This window comes from Streptomyces sp. NPDC018019 (genome assembly GCF_044327805.1).
GTDB lineage: Bacteria > Actinomycetota > Actinomycetes > Streptomycetales > Streptomycetaceae > Streptomyces.
Genome location: NZ_JBIRGD010000015.1, coordinates 18105 through 34587, shown reverse-complemented (window position 1 = coordinate 34587; position 16483 = coordinate 18105). Strand labels below are relative to the sequence as shown.

At 73.8% G+C, this 16483-nt stretch carries 12 protein-coding genes; 4 read left to right on the top strand and 8 right to left on the bottom strand.

Translation table 11 applies throughout. The features are described 5' to 3' along the window. Positions 1-8 precede the first annotated feature (8 nt). Together lanKC and fabF are read right to left on the bottom strand one after the other, a co-directional pair. Positions 9-2630 carry a class III lanthionine synthetase LanKC gene (lanKC, locus tag ACH4FX_RS24070; protein ID WP_398482135.1) on the bottom strand — a complete coding sequence of 874 codons (2622 nt, stop codon included), beginning with the start codon at positions 2628-2630 and terminating at the stop codon, positions 9-11. Continuing rightward, positions 2627-3970, bottom strand: a complete 1344-nt coding sequence (gene fabF / locus ACH4FX_RS24065) for a beta-ketoacyl-ACP synthase II (RefSeq protein ID WP_398482133.1) — start codon at positions 3968-3970, stop codon at positions 2627-2629. The genes lanKC and fabF overlap by 4 nt, the downstream gene beginning before the upstream one ends. A gap of 290 nt (positions 3971-4260) precedes the next feature. On the opposite strand from fabF, the gene ACH4FX_RS24060 reads away from it, so the two are divergent. The 3 genes from ACH4FX_RS24060 (at position 4261) to ACH4FX_RS24050 (ending at position 6871) form a co-directional block, all read left to right on the top strand. After that, the gene (locus ACH4FX_RS24060; RefSeq protein ID WP_398482131.1) at positions 4261-5223 is read left to right on the top strand and encodes a ribonucleotide-diphosphate reductase subunit beta; all 963 of its coding nucleotides are present in this window, start codon (positions 4261-4263) and stop codon (positions 5221-5223) included. A gap of 88 nt (positions 5224-5311) precedes the next feature. Then, the gene (locus ACH4FX_RS24055) at positions 5312-5557 is read left to right on the top strand and encodes an acyl carrier protein (RefSeq protein WP_398482130.1); all 246 of its coding nucleotides are present in this window, start codon (positions 5312-5314) and stop codon (positions 5555-5557) included. Between the two features lie 84 nt (positions 5558-5641). Then, positions 5642-6871 (top strand): cytochrome P450, encoded by a 1230-nt coding sequence (locus tag ACH4FX_RS24050; protein WP_398482128.1) that lies wholly within the window; start codon positions 5642-5644, stop codon positions 6869-6871. 90 nt (positions 6872-6961) lie between these two features. Here ACH4FX_RS24050 and ACH4FX_RS24045 read toward each other — a convergent pair whose 3' ends face one another. The 5 genes from ACH4FX_RS24045 to ACH4FX_RS24025 form a co-directional block, all read right to left on the bottom strand. After that, entirely contained in the window at positions 6962-8542 is a 1581-nt protein-coding gene (locus ACH4FX_RS24045) for an MFS transporter (RefSeq protein ID WP_398482126.1), read from the bottom strand. Next, on the bottom strand, positions 8539-9441 hold the full coding sequence (locus ACH4FX_RS24040) for an ACP S-malonyltransferase (protein ID WP_398482124.1): 903 nt from the start codon (positions 9439-9441) through the stop codon (positions 8539-8541). The genes ACH4FX_RS24045 and ACH4FX_RS24040 overlap by 4 nt, the downstream gene beginning before the upstream one ends. Positions 9442-9473: 32 nt before the next feature. After that, on the bottom strand, positions 9474-11192 hold the full coding sequence (locus ACH4FX_RS24035) for a thiamine pyrophosphate-binding protein (RefSeq protein WP_398482122.1): 1719 nt from the start codon (positions 11190-11192) through the stop codon (positions 9474-9476). Continuing rightward, the gene (locus ACH4FX_RS24030; protein WP_398482120.1) at positions 11189-12430 is read right to left on the bottom strand and encodes an aldehyde dehydrogenase family protein; all 1242 of its coding nucleotides are present in this window, start codon (positions 12428-12430) and stop codon (positions 11189-11191) included. The genes ACH4FX_RS24035 and ACH4FX_RS24030 overlap by 4 nt, the downstream gene beginning before the upstream one ends. Positions 12431-12550: 120 nt before the next feature. After that, positions 12551-13846: an MFS transporter gene (locus tag ACH4FX_RS24025; protein WP_398482118.1), complete on the bottom strand. Its 1296-nt coding sequence runs from the start codon at positions 13844-13846 to the stop codon at positions 12551-12553. Between the two features lie 185 nt (positions 13847-14031). On the opposite strand from ACH4FX_RS24025, the gene ACH4FX_RS24020 reads away from it, so the two are divergent. Beyond that, positions 14032-15303 carry a helix-turn-helix domain-containing protein gene (locus tag ACH4FX_RS24020; RefSeq protein ID WP_398482116.1) on the top strand — a complete coding sequence of 424 codons (1272 nt, stop codon included), beginning with the start codon at positions 14032-14034 and terminating at the stop codon, positions 15301-15303. A gap of 71 nt (positions 15304-15374) precedes the next feature. Here ACH4FX_RS24020 and ACH4FX_RS24015 read toward each other — a convergent pair whose 3' ends face one another. Beyond that, entirely contained in the window at positions 15375-16094 is a 720-nt protein-coding gene (locus ACH4FX_RS24015; protein ID WP_398482114.1) for a hypothetical protein, read from the bottom strand. Positions 16095-16483: the final 389 nt, after the last annotated feature.

The following is a 16483-nucleotide window of genomic DNA, read 5'->3' as shown; positions in this document are numbered from 1 at the left end:
CCGGAAGCTCAGGGGGCGCGGTGGTGCGCGCCGGTGGGCCGGCCGCTCCGCGGGGCCAGGAAGGGCAGGAACCCCCGCTTCCCGTCCAGTGCCGCGGTCAGGGCCAGCAGGATTCCCGGTCCGCCGGTGGCCAGGTCCATCGAGACCCGGCGCAGCTGATGGCCGGGGAAGGCGAGATGGCCGTGGTAGGACAGGGCGTGCCAGTGCAGCCGCGCCAGGTGCCGCTCCACGCCGAGGCCCGGTTCCGGCTCCGGGTCGCGGGCCCGCAGCGCGGCGAGCGTGGCCAGCAGCCCGGCCCGCCCGCCGAACAGGTTCGGCTCGATGGTGAACTCCGGCTCCGCGGCGCGGACCAGCAGCGGCAGTGCCTCCGCCAGCCGCGCGTCGGCGCGGTGGGTGAGCACCTCGTCGGCGACGAGGGCGATGCCCGCGGTGCCCACCTCCAGGTAGGGCAGCCGGCGGAACCCGCCGTCCACCTGGAGCGAACCGTCCTCGCCGGTGGTGCACAGGTCGAGGTCGTGGTGCAGTGCCCGTACGGCCGGGCCGAGGTACGCCGTGTCGGACGTGTCCTCGTACAGCCGCAGGAAGAACAGGGCGGTGCCCGTCCAGCCGCGCAGCAGTCCGGCGCGGCTGCCCCGCCCGGGGCCCGCGGCGATGCCCGGGGCGCTGCCGTCGGCGACGGCGGCGGCCAGCCGGTCCGCCAGGGCCAGGGCCTGGTCGCGGTGGTCCGCGCTGCCCGTGCGGGCGGCGAAGTCCAGCAGGTTCAGGCCGGCGCCCGCCATGCCGCCGTACAGGCCCACCTCTTTGAGCGCGGCCGTGGCCGCCCGGCAGCCGTCGAGCAGGCGCTCGGCGGCGTCCAGGTGGCCGAAGCCGGCCAGCACATGGGCGATGCCGTGCGCTCCGTCGTAGAAGCCGGGCCGTTGCGGCCGGCTGCGTGCGACGGCGTCCAGCAGCCACTGCTCGTACTCGGGGAAGCGGCCCGCGCCGGCGGTGTCCAGTGCCCACAGGACGCCCGCGGCGCCGTAGGCGAAGTTCAGGCCGTCCGTCGTGAACTGCCGTACGTCTCCCGGGAAGAGCCGGTCGGTACGCTGCGGTGTGGCGGACAGCAGCACGGCCTCGGCCAGCGACTTGCGTGCCGCGGCCCAGTCGGGCAGCGAGGTGTCCAGCCGGACCTGGAGCGGCTCGCGCAGCGCCGGGGGCACCCGGTCCAGGGCCGCTTCGCCGGGGGCGAGTTCGCGGCGCAGCGCGTCCAGCGAGCCGGCCGGCAGGGCGAACCTGCGCTCGGCCACGTCCACGTACGCCGCCGCGCGGCCCGGGTCCAGTTCGTTGAGCCCGGTGAGCGGGAAGAGCAGCCACAGCCGCAGCGCGGCCAGCGCGTGCCGGTCGATGCCGTAGCCGGTGCGTCCGGTGCCGGCGAAGCCGGGGTGACCCATGCCGAGCCGGTCCGCCTCGCCGACGGGGACGCACAGTTCGAAGTCGACCAGCGCCACCTCGTCCGCGTCGTCCACCAGGATGTTCGCCGGGTGGAGGTCGCCGAAGACCATGCCGCGCTCGTGCACCCGGGCGACCAGGGCCTCGATGCGGTCGGCCAGGGCCTGCGCCCGGCGCACGTAGGCGCTCAGTGCCGCGGGCTCGGGGCGGGCCTTGGTCAGCGGGTAGTGCCGGGCCAGCCAGCCCTGGAGGGTGTCGCCCTCCAGGTGCTGCACGGACAGGAAGTGGTGTTCCCACACCACACGGTGCTCGTACAGCGCCGGGACGCCCGGCAGGCCGGCGAGGTGTTCCATGGCCCGGCGCTCACGGTCCAGGCGGGCGACCGCGTCCAGTCCCAGGCCGTCCAGTCCGGCGTTCGGGCGGGCCTCCTTGAGGACCACCGTGCGGCCTTCGGTGTCGCGGGCCTGGTAGACGCCACCGCCGTTGGAGAAGTGCAGGGCGCGTTCGACCTGGTACGGGAAGTCCGCCGGGGAGCCGGACGCCTGGCGGGCGGCGAGCTGTTCGGCGAGGAAGCCGGGCAGCTCGACCCACTCGGGCACCTCGAAGACCGGGCGGCGGCGGTCGGGGACCAGCGTGCCGTCGGGGCGTTCGATGGCGGGTACGGCCGTGCCGTCGTCGTCGGTGCAGTAGCGGGTGACGAAGCCGCCGTAGCGTACGTGCAGCGGACCGGCGCCCCACCGCAGGTCGGTGAGGATGTACGGTCCCGCCACGCCGTCGAGGCGCTGTCCCAGCTCCACCAGGGTGCGGTGCAGCTGTTCCGCGTCGGACGGGTAGACCGTGACGAGCTTGCCGCTGGAGGAGCGCGGTGCGTACTTCAGGCTGTGGGTGGTCAGGACGTCCACGCCGCGCAGGAACTTGAACGGCAGGCCGTTGGCGGTGCAGTACTCCCAGGCGGTGTCCACGACGTGCCGGGCGTTGTCCGGCAGGCCGGAGATGTGGATCTTCCAGCCCTGCTGCGGCAGGGCGTGGCCGAGCGGTGTGTGGACGATCCAGACGTCCATCTCCCGGCGTTCCCAGCCCGGGAGGGCGGGGGCGCCGGTCTGCGCGAAGGCGTGGGAGTCGTCGGCGGTGTGCCGGCCGGCGATGTCGTAGAAGACCGGGTCGGCCTGGCAGAACGCCTCGGGCTGCGGTCCGGTGGTCATCGTCCCTCCTCCTTCGGCTCCTGGGCCCGACGGGTGGCGGTGTCCGCCGCGCCGGGCCAGGCGCGGACCACGAGCACGGCGTTGTGCCCGCCGAATCCGAACGAGTTGCTGAGCACCGCGCGGACCGGGTGGGTCCGGGCCCGGTGCGGGACGTAGTCGAGTCCGGTGTCCTCGGGGTCGTCGCAGTTGACGGTCGGCGGGACGGTGCCGGTGCGGATCGTCTGGACGGCGGCGATCAGCTCGACGGCACCGGCCGCGCCGATCATGTGGCCGGTCATCGACTTGAGCGAGCTGATCGGTACGCGCGGGGCGTGGTCGCCGAGGACCGCGCGGATCGCGGCGCTCTCGATGCGGTCGTTGAGCTGGGTGCCGGTCCCGTGTGCCGAGATGTGGTCGATGTCCTCGGGACGCATGCCGGCGTCGTCGAGGGCGTCGGTCATCGCCCGGCGGGCGGCCAGGCCCTCGGGGTGCGGGTGGGTCGAGTGGTAGGCGTCGGTGGTCGCGCCGTACCCGGCCGCCTCGGCCAGGATCGTGGCGCCGCGGCGCACCGCGTGCTCGGCGTCCTCCAGGACGACGATGCCGGCGCCCGCGCCCATCACGAAGCCGTCGCGCTGCCGGTCGAAGGGCCGGCTGACCAGGTGCGGGTCGTCGTCGCGGCGGGAGAGCGCCCCGGCGTTGGCGGCGGCGGCCAGGTCGAGCGGGTTGACCGCGTCGTCCGCGCCGCCGGCGATGGCGACGTCCGCGTAACCGTGCCGGATCATGCGCAGCGCGTCGCCGACGCAGGTCGCGCCGGTGGCGCAGGCGGTGACGGTGGCACCGGAGGGGCCGCGGGCCCCGAACCGGGAGGCGATCTCGCCCGCCGCGCTGTCCAGGGAACCGCCGGAGGCGAGGTAGGGCGTCATCCGGCGGCGGCCGTGGTCCCGCAGGTCGTGGATGGCGGCCTGCATCAGCTGGCCGGGGCCGTAGCCCGAGCCGACCAGGACGGCCGTACGGGTGGCGAGTTCCTCGCCGATCGTCAGGCCGGCCTGCTCCATCGCCTGGAGGGCGGCGGCGAGCCCGAACTGCGCGAAGCGGTCCAGGCGCCGGCCGACCTTGTTCGGCATGTACGGCTTGGGGTCGAAGTCCACGACCTCACCGGCGAACCGGGTGGGCAGCGTGGCCACGTCGTAGCGGGTGATGGGGCGGATGCCGCTGCGCCCGGCGGTGGCCGCGGCCCAGAACTCCTCGACGGTGTTGCCGATCGGGGAGATGGCCCCGCAGCCGGTGATCACCACGCGGCGCTCCGTGCCGGCGGGCCGGGTGCGGGCCGGCGTCCGTGCCGTGTCCTGCGTCGGTGCCATGGTTCCGCCTCCCTTCCGATCGCGTCCGTCGTGGGTGTTCCGGTCGTGCCGGGGCACCGGGCCCCGGTGCCGCGGACGGGGGCGGCCGGCCGTCCGGGTCGCCGTCGTCCCGTCCTGGCGACGACCAAAGATTGACACACCCTCGACTCGCGAGTCAAGAAACATGACTGACGACTTTTCGAAGCCCGTCGGCACCACTGGCTCGCGCGTTGACTGCGCCCCGGACTTGCTGTTCACTACGGGACTTATGGGAAGTCATGAACTTGACTCACTAGTCACGGAGTTTTGATATGCCGCGCTGGAGCACCCTGCTGCTCGATGACGCCAAGCTCGCCGAGATGCCCCGCCTGCCCCTGGACGACGTACTCCGGCACGCGGATCTCGTGACCGAGCAGCAGCCGCACCCACAGGCGCTCTACGAGCGCTGGGAGAAGCAGCAGTGGTCCGCCCAGGCCATCGAACTGGAGCCGGACCGCGAGGACTTCGACAAGCGGCTGCCGCGCTCCGCGCGCAAGGCGGTCGAGGAGTCCATCGCCACCTTCATCATCGGCGAGTACACCGGCCTCGACCTGCTCGGCCCGATCCTCACCGGCGCCCCCGAGGAGCGCGACCACCTCTACCTCGGCACCCAGATCGCCGACGAGACCCGGCACACCCAGCTGATGCTGCGGCTCGGCGAGGAGCTGCTCGGTCTGGACCCGGACCCCAAGCGGATGCTCGTCCAGGCGTGGAACATGGTCACCCCGCCGCACCGGGACCTCAGCCGCCTGGAGACCGAGGTCATCCGCGAACTCCAGGAGCACCCCTCGGACTACCGGCGCTGGCTGCGCGCCGTGGCGCTCTTCCACCTGATCACCGAGGGCGTGCTCGCCCTGGTCGGCCAGCGCGCCATCGTCAACTCGCTGCACGGCGTCCCGCTGCTGGCCGGGGTGAAGGCCGGCTTCACCGCGATGGCCCGCGACGAGTCCCGGCACGTCAGCTTCGGCCTGCACGCCCTGCGCATCGGGATGAAGGAGGGCTACGGCGACGACATCCGCGAGGTCATCGAACAGGCCGCGCCGATCGCCCTGAACATCGAGGAGGGCGGCCAGGTCGACGACGCCCCGCAGGTGCTGACCATGAAGCAGCTGGGCATCGAGAGCCTCTACCGCCAGCTCCGGCTGGTCGGCATCGAGCGGAAGTTCGCGGACCACGTCGTGGCCCTGTCCATGCCCGGGGCCGCTCCCGCCGAGGACGACGCGCCGCGGTCCTGATCCGCCCGGGCGCGCACGCGCCCGCGCCCCCATCGCAAAACCGAGCCCGAACGCAAGCCACACCGCACACCACAGAGAGGTAACCACCATGACGCGCGAAGAGATCATCGCCGGACTCGCCGAGATCCTGAACGAGGTCGCCGACGTCGAACCCGCCGACGTGACCGAGGAGAAGTCCTTCATCGAGGACCTGGACGTCGACTCCCTCGCCATGGTCGAGGTCATCGTCGCCGCCGAGGAACGCTTCGGCGTCAGCCTGCCCGAGGAGGAGCTGAAGGAGCTGCGCCTGGTCTCCGACATCGTGCTCCGCGTCGAGAAGCAGCTGTCGGCCTGAGCACCGCGGCGGCCCGCACCAGACCGGTGCGCCCCGCCCCTGCCCCCGAAGGGGCCGGGGCGCACCTTCCAGCCAGGAGGCACCATGAGCGACTCGGCGGCGGTACGCCGGGCGCTGCGCGCACTGTTCAGCCCGCTGGGCTGCCCCGATCCGTACCCGCACTACGCGGTGCTGCGCGAGCACGGGCCGGTGACCCGGCTGCCCGACGGCACCGTCGTGGTCAGCCGGCACGCCGACTGCGACCGCGTCCTGCGCGACCCGCTCTTCCGGGTCGAGGACGACGCGTACCTCGCCCGTACCTGGCCCGAGGGCCGTGACCACCTCAGCGTCTTCTCGCTGATGGGCGAGATGGTCAACCAGAACTCGCCGCACCACGAGCGGCTGCGCCGCCTGGTGGGCCGCGCTTTCACCCCGCGCCGGGTGGCCGGGCTGCGGCCGGCGGTGGCGAAGCTGGTCGACGGACTGCTGGACGGGCTCGCCGAACGGGCTGCCGGGGGCCGCCCGGTGGACCTGATGGAGCACTTCGCGCTGCCGCTGCCCATCACCGTCATCGGCGAACTGCTCGGCATCCCCGAGGAGGACCGCGCCTGGTTCGGCCCGCGCGTGCAGGCCGTCACCTCGGCGATCGAGCAGAACCTCACCGGGGAGAGCCTGGAGCGCGCGGACGAGGCCACCGCGGAGCTGTGGGACCGGCTCGGCGCGCTGGCCGCGCGCCGCCAGGAGGACCCGCGCACCGACCTGATCAGCACGCTCATCGCGGTACGCGAGGAGGACGGCGACCGGCTCACCCGGCGTGAACTGCTCGCCAACCTGGTCCTGCTCTACTCCGCCGGCTACGAGACCACCAGCAACCTCATCGGCAACGGCACCGCCGTCCTGCTGGACCGCCCGGACCTGCTCGCGCGGCTGCGCGGCGAGCCGGACCGGATCGACGCCTGGGTCGAGGAGATGCTGCGCTTCGATCCGCCCATCCAGATCGCCTCCCGCTGGACCGGCGGGGACACCGAGCTGGGCGGGGTGCCCGTCGCGAAGGACACCCAGGTGGTGGCCCTGCTCGCCAGCGCCAACCGCGATCCTTCGCGCCACGGGGACCCGGACGTCTTCCGGCCGGACCGGGCGCCGGGCGGCTCGCTCACCTTCGGCGCGGGCGCGCACTACTGCCTGGGCGCCGCGCTCGCCCGGCTGGAGGCCGCCGTCGCCTTCCCCCGGCTGCTGGCCCGCTTCCCCACGATCGCGCACGCGGGCACCGGGGCGCCGCGCAACCGTATGACCTCCCTGCGCGGCTACGCCGAACTGCCTCTGCTGCTCTCCTGACGCAGCACCCGGCCCGGTATGCAGCACCGCCGTACGGGCAGCGCCTCTGCCCGTACGGCGGTGGGGTGGGACGGACCGGCCGCGGTGCGCCTAGGAGGACTTGGCCTTCTTCTCCCGCGGCCAGATGGTGTACGACCACGACCAGATCGTGTCGATGACCCAGATGGTCAGCCAGATGCGGCCGATCCACACCAGCGGGCCGCGGTGTTCGTCGGGCACCTCGTCAGCGGTGAACTGCCACACGATCCAGTTGGACTTCAGCGCCCACAGGATCACGTTCCCCACGAGGAACGCCGCCGTGTGGATGAGCCAGTCCCGCCGCTCCTTGCGGGCGTGCTCCTTCGGCGAGAGGGCACCGTCCTTCGACGGCGCCGCCGTGTCCTGCTTCTCCATGTCCATGGGTGTGCTGTCCTCTTCCTCGTACGGGTTATCGGTGGTGGCGGTGGCGACGGCCGTCGCGGCCGTCCCGCCGGTCTCGGGCAGGCCCGTCGCGGGCAGCTTCAGTACGCGGATGGCGTACGGCACGACGACGGCCCCCACGACCGACCCGCCCGCCGCCACACAGCAGGCGGTGACCCAGCCCAGCTGCTCGTAGACCACGCCCATCAGCGCGGGCCCGACGACGACGCCGGACAGCCGCGCGCTCTCGTACAGGCCCATCCCCCGGCCGACGCGCCGGCCGGCCGCCGCGGCGACGGTGGCCTGTTCCACCGGGATCTGCGCCGCGAAGCAGGCCGCGGCCACCGCCCACAGGACGGCGACGGCCACCGGCGTGGACACGAAGCCGAGCCCGGCCGCGAACAGGGCGCTCGCCAGGAAGGCGGCGACCATGGTCGGCGTACGGCCGAGCCGGTCGGTCAGGTGGTGGGTGTGCTCGGGCAGCAGGATGAACACCAGGAATCCGGGCGCGAAGACCATGGCGATCTCGTTGGGCGTCAGCCCCAGATCGCCTTGGAGCCGCAGCAGCAGAAGCATCCACAGGCCGGCCTCGGCCGCTGCCGTCACCGCGGAGACCACCATCAGGGGGAGCAGCCGCAGCCTGTTCCCACGGTCCGGTGGCGCGTCGGTGCCGTCGTCCTCGTCGGCGGCGGCTTCCGGGGCCGTCTCCCGGCCCCCGGACCCCTTGAGCAGGGCGGCCGTCGCCCACACGCAGGCGGCGCAGCCCAGCCAGAACAGCAGCGGATAGCCGCCGCGTTCCAGCAGCGAGAACGCCACCAGGTAACCGACGAAGGCGCCTTGCCCCTCGGCGGACAGCAACTTGCCGTACGCACTCGTGTGGTTCGTGGCGCGCTGCCCGGTCCACGCGCGCAGCCCGACCCAGAACAGCGCACCGCCCGCGCCGCCCACCCCCGACGCGACGAACGCCAGGGGCAGATCGTCGGCCAGGGCGTACCCGGCGAACGACAGGGCGTACAGGAACGCGCCCGCGGCGGCCACCCGCCGCTGGTCGAAGCGGTCGGCCAGCTCACCGGCCAGCGGGCGGACGACCAGGGACAGCACCGCCTCGACGGCGACGAGCGCGCCGACCACGGAAGCGCCCGCCTGCAGCGTCGAGCCGGCCCACAGCGGCAGCAGGAAGTCCAGCACCTCGGCGGGAGCGCTGGCGAACATGGCCGCCGAAAGCACCCGCCGGCCGGCCGGGGTGCCCAGGGCATCGGTGGGCGCGCTCACGCTTCGAGCGCCATCTTCGGCGTGATCACCTTGGTCGGGAAGGAGTTGTTGGTGATCCGGGCGAACATGTTGCGCGGGCCCGGGATCCACACCTCCGCCACCTCCGCCGTCCGCAGACCGCGCAGGATCGTCGCCCAGTGGACCGGCGTCGTCCAGCCGTCCAGCAGGTCCTGCTTGATCTCCTCGGCGTCGGTGAGCAGCCGCCCGTCCACGTCGGAGACGACCGGGATGCCGGCGGTGCGCCACTCGACGGTCCCGTACGCCTCGTCGTGCAGCCGGGTGCGCAGCCCGGCGACGGCGGAGCAGTGCTCGGCCCGGTTCATCGTGTAGAAGGGGAAGCCGCCTTCCTCACGCACCCGCTGCTCGAAGCGCTCCAGGGTGCTCAGCGTCGCGGAGACGGCATGCACCTCCTCGTCGAGCACCACCGACAGCTCGGCCCACTCGCCGCGCTCGTGCACCTCGGCCAGCAGCTGCTGCACCTTCTCGTGCGGCAGCCGGTAGAAGAAGTGGCAGCCCAGCGGCTCGGCGAGGTGGTCGAAGTAGTCCGTCTCGACCGCCACGCTGCGCCGGATCAGCCGCAGCGCGTCCGGGTAGCTGAGGGCGCCGGCCCACACGGCCGCCATGAAGGCGCCGAAGCTCTGCCCGCCGCAGGCGGCCGGGCGTCCGCCGTGCTTCTCGTGCGCCCAGTCCGCGAGCGCCAGGGTCAGCGCCATGAACCCGGCCTCGAACACTTCCCACTCGTAGATCGACGCCTCGCGGTAGGCGTCCGCGAGGCAGTAGCCGAGGACCTCGTCGGCCTCGGCGAATCTCCGCCTGGCGTGTTCGTTCGTGGTGACGAACGGGCTGATGGCGTCGAACCGGGTGGGAATGAGCCCGGGGAAGAAGAGCGCGACGGGCATGCGGCGTTCCTGTTCTGCTGGTCTCGGGTCGGTCATTCGTCCTCACGCAACGGGAAGTCTCCGGCGGGCCCGGCCATCCCCGGCGGGCTGTCGGCGAGACGGACCCCGACCTCCACCACCGCGGCGGTTCCCGACGCGCAGTGCTGCCACGCGGCGGAAAGGACGCGGTCGAGATCACCGGGGTTGTCAACGCGCCAGTACTTCAGGCCGTACGCGGCGGCCAGGCCCGCGTTGCCGGTGGGCCGGTCGGCGGTGAACGCGAAGCGCGAGCCGCTGCCGGACACCCGGTCGAGGTTGGTCTGGAGCCAGCCGTAGCCGCCGTTGTCCAGCACGACGTACAGCACACCGGCGCCCGTGTCGGCGAGCGTGGGCAGTTCGCCGCGGAAGAGGTTGAAGGCGCCGTCACCGGCCACCGACACGACGGGCCGCCCCGGTTCGGCCAGGGCCACGCCCACGGCGGCGGCCGCGCCGAAGCCCAGCGGGGTCTGCTCGCTCGGCACCACCGAGCCGCCGCGCGAGCCGCAGGTCCAGTGCGGGTGGAAGTACGACCACATGTCCTGGAGGCCGTTCTCCTGCACCAGGACACGGTCGGCGGGCACGGCACCGTCGAGCGCCGCCAGGACGCGGCTCACCGGGACGCCGCCGCCCTCCTCCGCCGTACGGCCGGCCTGGCGGGCCCGCTCACCGGCGCGCACGGCGAGCGCGGCACGCAGTTCGCCCACCCGGGCCGTCCAGCCGGTGTCGGGGGTGTGCCCGGCCAGCAGGCCGGTCCAGGCGTGCACGGTGCGTGCCACGTCGCCCAGGACGCCGGTGCCGGGCCGGCCGGTCACCAGGCCGTCCTCGCCGGACACCACCTGGATCACCGGCAGCCGGTCCGCGTCCGGCCAGCCGAAGGTGGCGGTCTCCTCCAGGCGGCTGCCGAGGGCGATCACCAGGTCCGCCTCCTGCCACAGCCGGTCGGCCGGCGCGACCGTGTAGAGGCCGGAGACGCCGCAGAACAGCGGGTGGTCCTCGGCGACCGTGCCGCGCCCGGAGGCCGTGGTGAACAGGCCCGCGCCGAGGAGTTCGGCGAACGCCTCCAGCGCGCGGTCCGCGTTGCGGTGCCGGGCGCCGCCGCCGACGAGCAGCAGCGGGCGCCGGGCGGCGGTGATGCGGGCGGCCGTTTCGGCCAGCACGTCCGGGTCCGGGGCGAGGCGCTGGACGGCGGCCGGGCGCCAGGGGCCGGTACGGGCGACCGGCTCGCCCGCGAGGTCTTCGGGGATCTCCACGTACACGGGTCCCGGGGTGCCGTTGACGGCGATGGCCACGGCCTGGTCGAGGACCGCGGCGAGCCGCTCGGCGCGGTCCACCCGTACCGCCCACTTGACCAGCGGGCGCACCGCGGCGAGCTGGTCCAGTTCCTGGAACGCGCCGGTGCCCACCCGGTCCAGGGGCGTGCCACCGGCGATGAGGACGACCGGCGCGGCGGCGGACCGGGCCTCCAGTACGCCGGTGAGCGTGTTGGTCAGGGCCGGGCCCTTGCCCACCGCGCAGATGCCGGGGCGCCCGGCGGACAGCGCGTAACCGGTCGCCATGAACACGGCGTTGCGCTGGTCGCGGCAGATGACGAAGCGGGTGTCGGTCTCCTCCAGCGCGCCCAGCAGGTCCATGTCGTCGCCGGGCAGGCCGAAGACGGCCGTGGTGCCCAGGTGGCGCAGGTGGTCGGCGACCGCGTGCCAGGCCGTCGGGTAGGTGTGTGCGCGTGCGTTCACCGGCGGGCCCTCGGGTAGTGCTCGGCGACGGCCTTGGAGATCAGGACGGGCTCCGCCCACAGCTCCTCGCCGTCAGTGATGTAGTTGGCCATCCGGCCGTAGCCGCCGAAGGGCGCGTTGCCGTCGTCGATGGACAGCAGCGTGGTGTCGAGGGTGACCGTGGTGCGGCGGCGCAGCGCGGCCACCAGGTCCGGGGCGTCTCCGTACACGCTGGAGCCCAGGGCCCGTTCGGTGAACTGGCCGGTGGTGAGCGTGGCGGCGAGGGCCTGCTCGTCGCGGTAGCCGACGACGTTGAAGACCGGCGCGAAGAACTCCGGGACCTGGGTGCGCGGGGTCACCTCGTCGCCGACGACGACGGTGGGCTCCATCCGCCGGGTGCGGAAGTCGACGTGGCCGCCGTGCGCGATGTGCTCGCGGTTGCGGGCCAGGAACTGGACCGCCTCCTCCAGCGCGCCGTCGTAGAAGACCGGCCCGAAGTCGGCGTCCGGGTCGGTGTAGGGGCCGTAGCGCAGCCCCTTCAGCTCGCATACGAGCCCGTCGAGGAACGCCTCGCGGAGGTCTTCGTGCACACAGAACAGGTCCGGGCCCAGGCAGTCCTGGCCGGCGTTGTGGACGCGGATCTCCACGGCGTCGCGCACGGCGCGCTCCACGTCGGCGCCGGGGGCGACGACGAACGGGTTGACGCCGGAGCCGAGGAACAGGAAGAGCTGCCCCGGGCTGAGCCGGGCCCGGATCTGCTCGGCGTTGTGGTACGCCCCGGTGAACACCACCACGTCGGACGGCAGGACGTGGTCGCGGACGAACTCGCGCTGGCTGGCGGCGGTCAGCTCGATCGGCAGCCGGTGGTGGCCGGCCAGCAGCCGGTGCAGCCGCGCCATCTGGTCCTTGACCTGGCTGGAGGGCCGGAAGACCAGGTGGTCCGCGTAGAGCGCGGGGACGAGCAGGTAGAGCGCGTACGAGTAGAGGATCACGTTGGAGGGCATGAAGACCGCCAGCCGCGGCACCCGGCCCGGCCGGTACGCCTCCACCTCGGCCAGCGCCCCGTCGAGCGTGGCGACGGTCGCCTCGATCTCGTAGCCGGCGGCGCGGTGGGTGGATATCTCGCACAGCAGGTCGTGCACCTCACCGGGGTTCTCGGCCAGCAGGTCCCGCACCGCGCGCAGCGCCGCCAGGCGCCGCTCGGCCGTGGTGCCCTCCGGCACGGTGGCCGCGGCGGGCAGGACGGGAGCGGAGGTCATGCCCGGACCTCGTTTCGCTCGGCGGACCCACGGTGCCTCTGCACGCGCCGCTCGGTGATGCGCTCACTCATGTGTTCCTCCTCGGGGCGTCGTCCATAGAGGGCCAGCGTCAGCCAGCTGTCATGGTTTGTCAAGTTCAGTCAATTCGGTCATGGGCGGTGAGGGAGCGGTGCGCCCGCGCTCCCCGGCGGCGTCCCGGTCGATGTCCCGCAGCGCCGGAGCGGCCCAGCAGCCGACCACCACCAGCAGGTAGACGCCGGCGATCAGCCCGATCGCGGGACGCAGCCCGAGGGCGCCCACCGCGGCGACGGTCAGCGAGGCCCCGAGCGGCACCGCCGCGAGCCCGACCGTGTCGACCGCGGCCGTCACCCGCCCGTACTGCTCGCGCGGCACGCTGCGCTGGAGCACCCCGGTCCGCAGCGGCCCCACCGGGGCGGCCACCGCCCCGAGCACGGCCAGCAGCGCCGCGCCGACCGGCAGGGACGGCAGGGTCGTCAGCGACGCGATCAGGGCGGCCACGGTGAAGCCGGTGCCGAGGTAGAGCCGCCGCCCGCCCACCCGGTGCCCGAAGACGGCGTAGCCGACCGTGCCCGCCACCGCGCCCAGGCCGAAGGAGGTGAGCAGGACGCCCAGGCTCGCAGCGCTCCCCAGGTGCTGGTATGCGTACGTCACCAGGACGACCCCCGCCAGGCCGCTGTCCAGGGCGTTGAAGGCGGTGCCGGATACGGCGACGACCCGCAGCAGCCGGTGTCCGCGCAGCGTGCGCAGACCGGACCGGAGATCGGCGAGGTAGGCGCCGGCCGGGCGCTTGACGGCCGTCCGGCGCCCGGCGGTCACCCAGGTCAGGATCACGGCCGCGGCGAGCCCGCAGGCCAGCGCGTCGAGGAGCAGCACGCTGTGGGTGCCGAGCAGGGCGACCCCGGCGCCGCCCAGCGGTGGCCCGCACAGCTGGGCGACCTGGTGGATGCCGGTGAGCAGCGCGTTGCCGCGCTCCAGCGGCATGCCCGCGGCCTCGCTCAGCTCGGGCACCAGGCCGGTGACCGCCGCGCCGCCGGGGACGTCGAGGGCGTTGGCCGCCACCACCAGGAGGGCGAGGGTGGGGAAGTCGAGCGCGTCCACCGCGTACAGCAGGGGGATGCAGGCGGCGCCGAGGCCGCCGATCAGGTAGGCGAGCACCGCCATCGTCCGGAAGCCCCAGCGGTCGACCAGCGGGCCCGCCGCGAAGCCGACCACTCCGGAGGTGACGGCCCCGATGGCGACCACGATCCCGGTCTGCGCGACGCTGCCGGTCGTCTTCAGGACGAACCAGGGCACGGCGACCACCATCATCGCCTCACCGAGCGAACTGACCGCCACGGCGCCCAGCAGGGCGTGGATTCCCCATCGGTGGCGTCGCTGGAATCCCAGGCTTGTCATACAAATTGACACTAGCATGACTCTGCATTGACCAAGCGGGTTCTTCAAAAGCCCGTAAAGAGCCGGATACGAGCCCATGACAACCGCCCCCGCCTGGCATCCGGACGAGTAGAGTCGCGGGTCACAGCCCGTAAGCTTGTCCATGCTTCCCTTACTCAACAGCGAGCTGAACGCCGAGGAACAGCTTGACGATCGAACAGCCAGCGTTCGGAGAACGCGTCCGGGAGATCCGTCGCGCCCAGGGGATGTCCCAAGGGGATCTCGCCGGCGACGGCGTCTCCCCCAGCTATGTCTCGTTGGTGGAGAGCGGCCGCCGCAGCCCCAGCACCAAGGCGGCCAAGGCCATCGCCGAGCGCCTCGGCATGTCCCTCGAAGAGCTGTGCGCGCCCCGGCCCGCGGACCGCGAGCGCACCCACCGCCTCGAACTGGTCGGTCAGCTCGTCGCCGCCCGCACCAGCCAGGCCGCAGGTGACTGGCCCGCCGCCCGCCGGCAGCTGGAGGCCGTCGCCGAGCGGGCCGCCGACAACGACCTGGACGAGGTGCGCTGGGAGGCCCGCTGGGAGCTGGCCGCCGTCCTCGACCGCCTCGGCGCCGCCACCGACCGCGAGCGGATACTGCGCACCCTGCTGGACGACCCGCTCACCGCCGCCGCGCCCCTGCTGCGCTCCCAGGTCGCCGCCGAACTGTCCCAGCTGCACCGGCGGCAGGGCCGGCTGGCCGAGGCGGTCCGCCGCGCCGAGGACGCCCAGAGCGCCGCGGCGGACGTCGAAGCCACCCGCCCGGCCCGTATCCAGGCGCAGGTGGCACTGCTGTCGGCGTACGTGGAGAGCGGCGAGTGGCACCGCGCGCAGGGCCTCGCCGACACCCTGCTGGACGAGGCGCCCCCGGCCGGCGCCCCGCGGCTGCGGGCGATCGCCCTGTGGGCCGCCGCGGGCGCCCGCTACCTGGACGGCCGGGCGGACTCCGCGCACGAGCTGCTGACCGAGGCGGACGAACTGCTCGCGACCACGGACGACGTGCGGCAGCGCACCCGCCTGGCGCGCGCCCGTACGCTGCTGGCCCTCGCCTCCGGCGCCCCCGCCGCCGACGCCCTGCTGGAGCGCGTCCGGCAGGCCGGGGCGCTGCTCGCCACGCCGGAGACCCTGAGCTGGCTCGCGGCCCTGGAGACCTTGGACGCGCTGCGCGCGTCCGACGCGGAACGGGCCCTGGAACGGGCCACCGCCATCCCCGTCGACTCCCCGGCGCTGCCCGCGCTGGACCAGGCCCGCTGCGTCCTGGTCCGCGCCCGCGCCGAGCGGGCCGCCGGGCGCGAGGAGGCCGCCGAGGCGGACTTCCGCGCCGCGGCCGCCGGGTACGAGACCGCCGGCGCCTACCGGCTGGCGATGGCGACCTGGCGCGAGCTGAGCGATCCCGGCCACCTGACCGGGCCCGACCCGCACCTGGTCCTCATGCCGTAACGGCGCGTGCGCCGGGCGGGCGCCGGGCCGGTCACCCCGCCCGGCGCCCGGCCGGCCCGCGCGTCCGGTCGTCACGTCCCCACCGGCACCGGATACCGCACCCGCCACACGACGGCCTCGTGCACGGGCTGCGAGGCCGCCACGGACGCGGCCGTGTCCGGCGCGGTGGGCAGGTCCTGTACGTACGCGACGCCACCGGCGCCCAGGATGCCGGTCTCCGGCACCACGATCCCGCCGTCCGGCCCCGCGCCCAGGACGTCCACCTCGGCGGCGAACGCCAGCCCGCCGCGGCCCGTCAACCGCAGCGCCGCTTCCTTGCGCGTCCACCACTGGGTGAGCAGGGCCGCGCGGTGGGCGGCCGGCGCCGCCTCGGCACGGGCCCGTTCGGCGGCGCTGAAGGGCAGCCACGCCCAGGCGTCCAGCGACGGCGGCACGGTGGACGCGCTGAGCGCCACCGAGGCTCCGCGGGCACAGGCGATCAGCAGCCCGCCCTCGTCACGGCAGACCGTCACGTTCAGCTGCCCGGCGGACAGCCGCGTCCGGCCGAAGCCGTCCCGTACGGACCGCAGGTCGCACGGGGAGCAGTCCAGCAGCCAGGCCGCCAGGGCGAGCAGCCGCCCCGGCCGCAGGCCGCACGGACAGGAGTCCACGGCATCCCCGAACCCGTCGTCCCCCTCTCGCGCGCACCCCGGTGCGCAGTCCGCCGCCCCGTCCAGGACCGAGAAGACGTGCACCTGTCCCTCGGTGATGGCGGAGGCGTTTCCCGGCTCCCAGCGCGCGCCGCGCAGCACCGGTCCCCGTGACGCTTCCGGTCCGTCGTCCGGACACAGCAGGCCGGTACCGGAAACGCTCCCCCGAAATGTTGCTTGCAATGTTCCCCCGAATTTTGGATTTCACCACGCCGGGAATACGGGGAACCGCGTCGACTAATGCGCGGTGAACAGGCGGAACGTTGGGCCGCGTGGTCGGTTTGCAGCCATTTCCCGAAACACCGCGCCGAGAGTCAACATACGGACCCCAGGCGTACGAAATCGTTGGCGATTCACCTCCGTCCGCCCCGGACCGCGCTGCGCGGCAGGGCAAGCCCACTGCGGGCCGGCACGCCGGGTCAAGGCCGCCGCACCCGCTGTCACCTGCCCCAACACCCCGATGCGGAACGGTCGGCAGACTGTGCGGACCC